Annotated in this window: 1 protein-coding gene; it reads right to left on the bottom strand. The window is 57.1% G+C overall.

Annotation, left to right across the window (positions count from 1 at the left end; all coding sequences use genetic code 11):
* Nucleotides 1–282 precede the first annotated feature (282 nt).
* Complete coding sequence (locus ACFFNA_RS40575) at nucleotides 283–642, bottom strand: protein NO VEIN domain-containing protein (protein WP_378926062.1); 360 nt, start codon at nucleotides 640–642, stop codon at nucleotides 283–285.
* Nucleotides 643–802 lie beyond the last annotated feature (160 nt).

Raw genomic sequence — 802 nt, 5'->3', positions numbered from 1 at the left:
CGGCGATATCCATGATTTGGATCCTTTCTTTGCACGATAAATGACGTCGCTCACCAGGTGGCGAGGGTCATATGCGTGCGAAAGAAAGGGCGCTCGTGAACATGGGGCGCGCCTATACATAAGCGAACCAAGGGAGTCGAGATCCTCAGCAAAAAGAATATTGCCTATCTAATTTGTAGGTTAATCCTGTTGAAATCCCTTCGTTGGATTTTTACGGAACTGAGCTTGGTCTTATCCTGCGCTCGTTTTCCCCGACAAATACAGAAACGGCAGGAAGTCAGGTCAATCCTCTGAGTTCCCAAACGGGATCAGAATCAAAGGCGCTTCTGTCAATGCAACTAGCTTCACGCCGTTCAACGGGCGGACGGCTGCGCGACGGGCCGGGTCGAATATCAACCGCACCTCGTCCTGATAGCCATCTTCGAGGCCGCTGACCAAAGCCAAGATGAAGTCGTTGCCGCGTTCCTTGGCGCGCTCGTATTCGGCGTTGGACATCTCGATCGACCCCTGTGGCGCGCGGCCGGTCGCTTTCATTTCGACGAAGGTCTTCCAGTCGATCGCGCCATCGGCTCCCACGCCATGCCGGCTGCGGAAATCAACCAGCAGTTCCTCCGCAGAGGTTTCCAACGCCTGCGTAAGCAACTCCCATCCGCGTTGTTCCAGATCGCGATCGGTGTAGGCCGTCGGTGCCGTGCGCTATCCGGGATCGAACGGCTTTGTTGGAGGCGGCGTGTCGTGCAGCTTCGGCTTTACCGGTGGTGGCGCCGGCTTCGGATCACTGCCCGGCACCACCGTGGCGCCT

It is taken from the genome of Mesorhizobium kowhaii, from assembly GCF_042431665.1.
GTDB lineage: Bacteria > Pseudomonadota > Alphaproteobacteria > Rhizobiales > Rhizobiaceae > Mesorhizobium > Mesorhizobium kowhaii.
The sequence above is the reverse complement of the archived record's forward strand: the minus strand, read 5'-3'. Positions and strand labels throughout refer to the sequence as shown.